This is a genomic window from Raineya sp. (assembly GCF_053497555.1).
Genome location: NZ_JBRCWE010000014.1, coordinates 1 through 8,756, shown reverse-complemented (window position 1 = coordinate 8,756; position 8,756 = coordinate 1). Strand labels below are relative to the sequence as shown.

The window sequence follows — 8,756 nt, the reverse complement described above, 5'->3', positions numbered from 1 at the left end:
GGGAGGTAAATAAGGGGGGATTTAAGTTGTTAAAAATAAAAACTTGATAATCAAATTTTTAGTCTTGTAACTCACGTTATTATTACAAATGTGAATTTAATGGGAGAAAGCAAAAAGAAGTTAGACCTCTACACACTGACCACCACCACTGTTCCCAAAGGTATCAGCAACGACTTAATATTCAAAAATTCAGGAAGCGGCGTCTATAATATCAGTTTAGACTCAGATAGCGATGCTACCTTAAAATCAGAAGTTACAAGTATTCGTAAAGAACTTTGTGGAAAATATGAAGGGCGACAATCATCTGCTTCAGTGGGACCTTTTAATAGCGAAGCTGATTTAGAGAAATTCAAAAGTAGGTTCAAATAAACTATCCTAAAAGAAAAGTTTGTGGCAAGAGGGATTTATTCCCTCTTTTTTATTAACTCATAAAAATTGCTTTTTCGTTCTCTCCCCTCTTTTCTTTTAATTTTCGCCTTTGTTGTTTTTGTTTTTCTTTGTTTTTTGTGTTTATTTTACTTTGAAATACAAAGTTTTTTAATAAAAAAAGTATAAATTTTGAAAGGTTAAAAATCAGATTTTTGCAAGTTTTTCTTTGAAGTAAAAGATGAAATAGTTAGCTTTGTTCGAAAATATTTTTGTGTTTTGATGAAACTTTTTTTACTAAACAGCGTACATATATTAGAGGGGTGTTTGTTTTAATGAAAAAATCCTTTGTATTTTGCAATTAAACAATGTTTTAGTCGTTTTACACAAACAAAACTATTTTTTGCTTTATGGCTAAAATCAAATATTATTACGATACCGACTCTTGCCGTTACGAAAGAGTTCAGGTTAGCAAATGGGAGCTATTTCTCAATATAGCAGGTATTGTTGTGCTGGCTTCTCTGTTTGGTGTTTTATTTACCTTTCTCTACGCCAAATTTCACAAGTCGGATAAAGAGCTTGAGCTGGCTCGCGAGGTAGAGGAACTCAAAAGCTACTACCAGCTTATCAATAAAAAATTAGACGAATCCGATAAAGTGCTTAGTTCTTTGCAAGAAAGAGATGATAAAGTGTATAGAGTGATTTTCGCCGCAGACCCTATCCCCAAAGAAATACGCATAGCAGGAGCAGGCGGTACTGAAAAATACAGCGATTTACTCCAAAAGGGCTTGCAAACCGAAAAACTTATCCTCAATACTTTGCAAAAAGTAGATATGCTCAAGCGTAAAATGTACGTACAAAGCAAATCGTATGATGAAATAATGCAAATGGCAAAAAACAAAGAAGACCGCCTTTCTCGTATTCCTGCCATTCAGCCTATTTCTAATAAAGAACTTACTCGCCTTTCATCAGGTTTTGGAATGCGTTTTCACCCTATTTTTGGTGGTGCCCAATTCCACCCAGGTATAGACTTTGCCGCACCCCACGGAACCCCCATTTATGCCACTGCCGATGGCGAAGTAGTAGTAGCCAACAACAATTTTGGTGGCTATGGCAATGAAATTCAAATCAAGCACAGCGAAGATTATACCACGCTCTATGCCCACCTTTCTCGTTTCAATGTAAGGCTTGGACAAAAAGTAAAACGAGGCGAATGTATCGGTTATGTGGGTAGTACGGGCTTTTCAACTGCCCCCCATTTGCACTACGAAGTAATTTACAAAGGTGAAAAAGTAAACCCCGTATATTACTTCTACAACGACCTCTCCCCCGAACAATACGACAAGATTTTAGAACTCGCTTCTCGTCAAAATCGCTCTTTGGGGGCTGTGGATTCAAGAAACGTTAAAATTCAGGAATAAAAAATATTATGTTAAATTGTAAAAGATTTGACTTACAAACCTTTGCAATTGAAGTTTTTTACAAGCGAAGAGGTCATAAGAAAATTTTCAAATAATTAAGTTATACAGAACCTTACAATTGTAATCTTATATAGTTCATATAGCTTCATTTTGAACCCTTAAAATAAACTTGCGTTATAAATTGAATGTATTGCTACTCGCTTCTTAACCTACAAAACATTTTTATCAAAAAATTTGTGATAATAATGCAAATCGTATAGTTTTGTAGCCTTACGCATAAATAATAAACTAATCAAATGTCCAATACCTCTCAATCGCAAACGCAGGTAAGTTTTCTGACTGCCGTTTCTATCGTTATTGCTAATATGATAGGAGCAGGCGTTTTCACCAGTTTAGGATTTCAAGCTCTGGATATCAAATCTGTCTTTCCTCTACTACTTCTATGGATAGTAGGCGGGGTGATTGCTCTCTGCGGAGCATTCAACTACGGAGAGCTCGCGGCTCGTATGCCTCGCTCAGGCGGAGAGTATCATTACCTTTCACAAATTTACCACCGAGGCTTCGGTTTTCTTTCAGGTTGGGTTTCTGCCACCGTAGGCTTTGCCGCACCCATTGCTCTTGCTGCTATGGCTCTTGGCGAATACGCTAGCGATGCAATTTTTGCCTCCAAAAATGAATACCCTATTTTTCAAAAAATTATTGCAGTAGCTACTATTTTGCTCATTTCGCTCATTCACGCCACAGATGTAAAAAAAGGCAGTTTTTTTCAGCAATACTCAACAGCCGTTAAATTGCTCTTAATCAGTGTTTTCATACTGGCTGGCTTTATTATTACCCCCAATCCACAAAGTATTTCGGTGCTTCCACAAAGTGGCGATTGGAACTATGTGTGGCAACCTGCCTTTGCTGTATCGCTGGCGTATGTATCTTTTGCCTACTCGGGCTGGAACGCTTCCGCTTACCTTGCAGGCGAAATTGAAAACCCTCGTAAAAACGTTCCTAAATCGCTTTTTTTAGGTACAATGATTGTAATGCTTGCCTATGTTTTACTGAATTTTGTTTTTTTATACACCGCCCCTGTTGAGCAACTCGCAGGAAAATTAGACGTAGGGTATGAGTCTGCAATGATGATTTTTGGTAAAGCGGGTGGAAAAATAATGGCAAGTATGATAGCCCTACTACTGGTTTCTTCTATCAGTGCAATGGTTTTTGCAGGTCCTCGCGTAACGAAAGCCATAGGCGAAGATTTTGAAATATTCAAGCATATCGCTACTACCAACAGCAAAGGTGTACCCGTTTTAGCCATTTTTTTGCAATCGGGCATAGCCATAGTGCTGGTACTTACTTCAAGTTTCAATGACGTGCTTTATGCCATTGCCTTTGTGCTTGAAATTTTCACTATCTCAACGGTTTTAGGGGTATTTATTCTACGATTCAGAGAAAAAGAAAGTTTTTTAGCCTATAAGGCTTGGGGCTACCCTATCACTACGCTTATTTTTATTGCAGGTACTGCTTGGACAATGTTCTTTCTTTTTGAGCAACGCATATTCCCTTCTCTCAAAGCTGTTTTCGGTATAGGATTAAGCCCTGAAAAAAGTTATATTTCACAAGTAATGCCTGCTATTTTGGCAATAGGCTCTCTACTATCTGGTTTTGCTGTTTTTTTAATCAGTGATAAAATCAATCAAAAAAGATTACAAGAGAAAAAGGTTTAATATATCAACCGTTATGAAAAAAATAAGTTTAGCACTTGCCATAGTTGTAAGCATCAATCTTTTTACAAGTTGTAAAAACGATAAGAATACTAAGCAAAATCAAGCTACTCAAACTACTGATACGCTTGTAAAAGAGCGTAAAAAGGAAAGAGTTATTCCAACGGATAAGAAGTATAACGAAATAGCTCGTTTTATTGCGGGTCTGCCCCAAGAAGAAAGCAACCCACTGCAAGAATACGAAAAAACTGAAACTTGGAAAGGCTATTCACAAGAAAGCAATCGGAAATGGCAAAGGCTCAAAGAAGGGAAACTTGCTAAAATGCGTACTTGGGCTGATGCAGAGCTGAAAGAAGTCAATCAGAAAGGGGGTACCTTATTTTATCCTTTTAGTGGGGCAGATTTCTTGCACGCCCAAGTGTTTTTTCCTAATCTTGATGAAACCATAATGATAGGTTTAGAGCCTATTGGCAATCCGCTCAATGTAGAAAAAATTGCCAAAAAACAAACCAATTACTTTTCGGCACTCAATAAAGCAGGATATTTTTTAGCCGAATTCAGTTTTTTTCGCACCAACGATATGGCTGTGGATTTGACAGGCAGACGCTCTATTGAAGTTGATGGCACCATTCACCTGATTATGCTATATTTAGCCCAATTAGATAATACTATTACCTATTATGAAAAGGTTGTAGTTGATACCGAAGGCAATTTGATACCTACCAATGAGCAAAAGGAAAAAGTTGATAGCAGCAACAAAAAGAAAAAAGTTGTATATGGCAACCGAATTTTCTACAAAAGAAAAAATGATGATAAAATTCGTTCCGTAGTTTATTTCAGTGCCAACCTTTCCGATTATGGCTTATTAGAAGAAAACCCCGATTTCAGGAAATACTTAGAAAAACTCAAACCCACAGCTACCTACCTGAAAGCCGCTTCTTACCTGATGTATTCTGTTCAGGCACCAGGCAAAAACTATAATTTCAAAATCATTCGCGATATAATTCTGAAAAATAGCCAATACGTTTTGCAAGACGACTCTGGTATGCCTCTTTCCAACTTCTCGGACGATAGTAAATGGCAAAAAACTTTCTACGGCGTATATGCGGGTCCTATCAGCCTTTTCAGCAACCGCTACCAAACCGCGATGCGTGAAGCATACCGAAATAAAGAAAATGTAAAACCTTTACCTTTTGGCATTGGTTATCAGTTCAGAGAAGGAAGCTCTAACCTAATGCTTGCTAAAAAAGTAGGAAAAGTAACCGATAAAGACTTGGAAGTAAAAGTAATAGAAGAGAAAAAAGAAGAACCCAAAGAAAAACCGAAAAAGAAAAAGTAATTTTTTCTGCAAAAGATTTTTTCAAAACAATTCAAATGCCTGTAAGTCAAAAACTTATGGGCTTTTGTTTATAGCCCAACTCAAATACACTAAGCACTATGAAAGCAATTACAATTTTTCTTTGTGTGAGTTTTACTTTTAGCTTCAAAGTTCTTTTAGCTCAAAAAAAGAATCCTCCCAATCCTTTGGAACTTGTACTCTATACCCAATACGATAATTTCAAAAAGTACCTAGAACGGAAAGAATATGGTATTCAAATCATTTACTCACAAATAGACAGAGACGAACAAAATAAACCTATACTAAAAACATTTAAGTACAATGTTGATATAAACAACTATTTTTACCCTGCAAGCACCATCAAATTGCCTATTACCCTTTTGAGTTTAGAGAAAGTTAATAAAATCAACCAAGAAAAAGAAGATGTAGTTATCAACCATTTTACTCGTATGAGTAGTATGGCAGGTAAATTCTGTCCCGAAGGGGCTATAGGCAATTTAGCCAACGACCCCTCCCCTCCTTGCTTAGCCAAATACATTGAACAAATGCTACTGGTAAGCGATAACCCTTCCTTTGCTCGTCTGTATGATTTTTTAGGGCAAAAATATATTCATACCCAACTTGCTCAAAAAGGCTATGATAGCCTCCGAATAGTCCGAAGGCTCGGAAGTTCCTGTTACACTACCGAGCAAAACAAATGCACCAATGCCACTCTGTTTTACGACTCTCAACTTCGTCTCATTTACAAAGAACCCGAAACCTGTAACGATTCTACGCTTTATCCCCTCTTAAATGTTTCGCTGGGCAAAGCCTTTGTAGATATGAGTGGCAGATTGCAGTATAGCCCTATGGATTTTTCGCAAAACAATTTTCTGCCACTTCTATATTTGCACGAAATTACAATTTCGGCTCTTTTGCCCGAAGCCTTACCACCGCAAAAAAGATTTAACCTCACCCAAGAGCAATTAAGTTTTGTCAGAAAAATGATGGGGGCATATCCCCGTGAAGGCAAGCTCACTGCCTATCGCCCTGAACAAGGATTTTTTGATACATACAAAAAATATTTCATATACGGACAAAATCCCACAGCTCCCATCAAACCTAAAATTAGAGTGTTTAATATTGTAGGTTTGGCTTATGGTTTTGCCATTGACTCCGCCTACATTGTAGATTTTGAAAATAAAGTAGAGTTTTTTCTCACTGCTGTTATTCATACCAACCGCAACGAAATTCTCAACGACAATAATTATGAGTACGCCACCGAAGCTATGCCTTTTCTGAAACTTCTTAGCGAAACCATCTACAAGTACGAACTTGCTCGCAAAAAAAAGTACAATCCTGATTTGTCCGATTTTAATTTATATGATTAAAAATTTATTTGTTTTACAAAAAATATTAAAAAATTTTTTCGTAAAAACTTGATTTTTAATTTTTTATTTCATATCTTTATGACAGAATTTTCAAGTATTTTTTTGTGTTTTTTCTTAAACTTTTACGCTTATGAAAGACAATTATGAGAAAAGTACAATTTTAGACCTTAATCAAGAAGGCAAACTTTTTTATACCATTAGCGAAGTAGCCGAAATGTTACAGGTACCTCCTTCTACTATTCGCTTTTGGGAAAATGAGTTTGATATGCTTCAATTTTCTAAAAATAGCAAGGGCGACAGACGTTTTACCAAAGAAGACATTGAAGACCTACAACTCATTTACCAACTCACCAAAGTAGAGGGCTATCGTTTGGACGCCGCCAAAGAAATTATGCGTAATCGCTCCAAAGAGATGAAAGAAAAATTGAGAACCATTGCGGCTCTCAAGCGTATGAAAGAATTTCTTACTTTGCTCAAAAAAGAATTACCTGCCTAAACACCACACCTTTTTCATTTTTTATTCTTCTACTTTCATTTTTTTCAAACTATCTTTATTGTTTTTCACTTCACCTTCATTGCGAGGATAAGGAAGCTCTATTTCATAGGTTTTTCCTTCTTTGATGCTAAGCGTTTTGCCTTTTATCCAGGGATTGTATTCTATAAGTGTGCGGTAAGAAACTCCATATTTTTCGGCAAAATCAGCCAAATCGGTGATGTTTTCTGTAACTTTTATTTTTCGTAAAGGTGGGAAATAATACAAACTTTCCTGTCTCATCTGATAGCCATATTTTTGAGGATTTTCGTAAATATGCTTAAAAGCTACCAAACGAATTACGTAGCGAGCGGTTTCGGGATACAGAAACAAATCGTAATAAGATTTTTGCTTTTGAAAGTTTATCACTCCCTCCAAATAACCTGCACCTGCATTGTAAGCCGCCGCCGCCAGTGCCCAACTGCCAAATTTTTGGTAATTCTCTTTCAGTATCCGAGCCGCCACATACGCCGCCTTGATAGGGTGAAAGCGTTCATCTACTTCCTCATTGATTTCCAAGCCATATTGCTTGCCTACTTCGGGCATAATTTGCCACAAACCACCCGCCCCCATAGGCGAAACCGCTTGGGGCATCAAATTACTTTCAATAATAGGCAAATACTTAAAATCTGTATGTACTCCCATTTCTGAAAGGATTTTCTCAAAACGAGGAAGCCACTGATTAGCCCTTCGGATAGTCATTGCTGTACCTGCGTGAGAGAAAATGAATACATAAAATTCTCGGTCTAAACGTTGCCGCACGCTTATATCTTCCAATGGCACAGGTTCATCGGCAAAGTACAGCCTTTCGGGCAAGCGAAAATCTATAAGTTGTGTCTGATGCCAAGAGCCATCTTGGTATTGTTCATATAATACGTTATTAAATTTTTTGTCATAAATAGTGTAACCTATCAGTCCCAAAACAAGTACCCACAACACAATACTCTGAAAGTTTTTCATAGTTTTTAATATTTTTCAAGAAAACAAAACGCTGTAAAGAAGCGTATTCCTTACAGCGTCTAAAATATAGCATTTGCTTTTTAGGCAACTGAAATACGTTTGAAAGTAACAACTTTCAAATCTTTGCTGATGCCTTGCAAATATTGAGCCACTGTTTTTGAGCTATCTTTTACAAACTCCTGATTGAGCAAAGTGCTTTCTTTGATAAATTTATTCACTTTGCCTTGTGCAATTTTTTCAAGCATATTCTCAGGTTTGCCCTCGTTGCGAGCTTGCTCCATACCGATTTCAAGCTCTTTATCCAAGATATGCTGAGGTACATCGGCTCTATCTACGGCAATAGGGTTCATTGCGGCAATCTGCATAGCCAAATCTTTACCTATTTCTTTGAAATCTACTCCATTTGTACCTTCTAAAACCACAAGCACCCCAAGTTTATTGTTGCTGTGTAAGTAAGAGGTTACTTTTTCACCTGCTACTTTGGCATAAGCCGTAACTAAAATTTTCTCGCCTACTTTTCCAATAAAATCTGTAACATACTCTTGCAAAGTTCTACCTTCTGAAGTCAGTTGCATCAATTGTTCAATAGTATCAGGTTTTTGAGCAATAGCTTCTTTCATAATTCTTTCAGCCAAAGCATTGAACTCGGCGTTTTTAGCTACGGATTCAGTTTCGCAGTTGAAAGCAAACATAATGCCTTCGTTTTGTGCCTCGTTGGTGTAAATCATTACAACCCCTTCTTTGGTTTCGTTATCGGCACGTTTAGCAGAGATTTTTTCACCTTTTTTGCGTAAAAATTCAATGGCTTTTTCAAAATCACCATTCGCTTCGGTAAGGGCTTGCTTGCAGTCCATCATACCCATACCCGTCATCTGACGAAGTTTATTCACATCTTGTGCAGTAATTGCCATATAGGTTGTAAAATTTTAAGTGATACCTGAATTTGGGTGCAAAGGTATAAAAAATTTATGGCAAAGACAATTTTTTCTACATAAAAAATCAAGTTCTTGGTTATCAGATTATTTTTGGATATTTTAAGGCTGTAAAAAAAATTTT

The 8,756-nt window shown here is 36.9% G+C and carries 8 protein-coding genes; 6 read left to right on the top strand and 2 right to left on the bottom strand.

Annotated elements, in window-relative coordinates:
• The first annotated feature begins 99 nt into the window (after positions 1–99).
• The 6 genes from ACWITO_RS01475 to ACWITO_RS01450 all read left to right on the top strand — a co-directional run bounded on the left by ACWITO_RS01475 (position 100) and on the right by ACWITO_RS01450 (position 6,704).
• Positions 100–369, top strand: coding sequence for a hypothetical protein (locus tag ACWITO_RS01475; RefSeq protein ID WP_448528239.1), 270 nt, complete (start codon positions 100–102; stop codon positions 367–369).
• A 407-nt stretch (positions 370–776) separates the two neighbouring features.
• Entirely contained in the window at positions 777–1,787 is a 1,011-nt protein-coding gene (locus ACWITO_RS01470; protein WP_448528238.1) for a M23 family metallopeptidase, read from the top strand.
• 296 nt (positions 1,788–2,083) lie between these two features.
• Positions 2,084–3,502, top strand: coding sequence for an APC family permease (locus ACWITO_RS01465; protein WP_448528237.1), 1,419 nt, complete (start codon positions 2,084–2,086; stop codon positions 3,500–3,502).
• 13 nt (positions 3,503–3,515) lie between these two features.
• Positions 3,516–4,838 (top strand): hypothetical protein, encoded by a 1,323-nt coding sequence (locus ACWITO_RS01460; protein ID WP_448528236.1) that lies wholly within the window; start codon positions 3,516–3,518, stop codon positions 4,836–4,838.
• 98 nt (positions 4,839–4,936) lie between these two features.
• Entirely contained in the window at positions 4,937–6,208 is a 1,272-nt protein-coding gene (locus ACWITO_RS01455; protein WP_448528235.1) for a serine hydrolase, read from the top strand.
• Positions 6,209–6,338: 130 nt separating this feature from the next.
• Positions 6,339–6,704: a MerR family transcriptional regulator gene (locus ACWITO_RS01450; RefSeq protein ID WP_448528234.1), complete on the top strand. Its 366-nt coding sequence runs from the start codon at positions 6,339–6,341 to the stop codon at positions 6,702–6,704.
• Positions 6,705–6,725: 21 nt separating this feature from the next.
• On the opposite strand, the gene ACWITO_RS01445 is transcribed toward ACWITO_RS01450, so the two are convergent.
• Entirely contained in the window at positions 6,726–7,700 is a 975-nt protein-coding gene (locus ACWITO_RS01445; RefSeq protein WP_448528233.1) for a lytic transglycosylase domain-containing protein, read from the bottom strand.
• 80 nt (positions 7,701–7,780) lie between these two features.
• Positions 7,781–8,611, bottom strand: coding sequence for a translation elongation factor Ts (gene tsf / locus ACWITO_RS01440; RefSeq protein ID WP_448528232.1), 831 nt, complete (start codon positions 8,609–8,611; stop codon positions 7,781–7,783).
• Between the last annotated feature and the right edge of the window lie 145 nt (positions 8,612–8,756).

Bases quoted from the DNA above. Each gene is read 5' to 3' on its own strand.
- ACWITO_RS01475 (WP_448528239.1), top strand. From the start codon at position 100: ATGGGAGAAAGCAAAAAGAAGTTAGACCTCTACACACTGACCACCACC.
- ACWITO_RS01455 (WP_448528235.1), top strand. From the start codon at position 4,937: ATGAAAGCAATTACAATTTTTCTTTGTGTGAGTTTTACTTTTAGCTTC.
- tsf (WP_448528232.1), bottom strand. From the start codon at position 8,611: ATGGCAATTACTGCACAAGATGTGAATAAACTTCGTCAGATGACGGGT.
- ACWITO_RS01450 (WP_448528234.1), top strand. From the start codon at position 6,339: ATGAAAGACAATTATGAGAAAAGTACAATTTTAGACCTTAATCAAGAA.
- ACWITO_RS01465 (WP_448528237.1), top strand. From the start codon at position 2,084: ATGTCCAATACCTCTCAATCGCAAACGCAGGTAAGTTTTCTGACTGCC.
- ACWITO_RS01445 (WP_448528233.1), bottom strand. From the start codon at position 7,700: ATGAAAAACTTTCAGAGTATTGTGTTGTGGGTACTTGTTTTGGGACTG.
- ACWITO_RS01470 (WP_448528238.1), top strand. From the start codon at position 777: ATGGCTAAAATCAAATATTATTACGATACCGACTCTTGCCGTTACGAA.
- ACWITO_RS01460 (WP_448528236.1), top strand. From the start codon at position 3,516: ATGAAAAAAATAAGTTTAGCACTTGCCATAGTTGTAAGCATCAATCTT.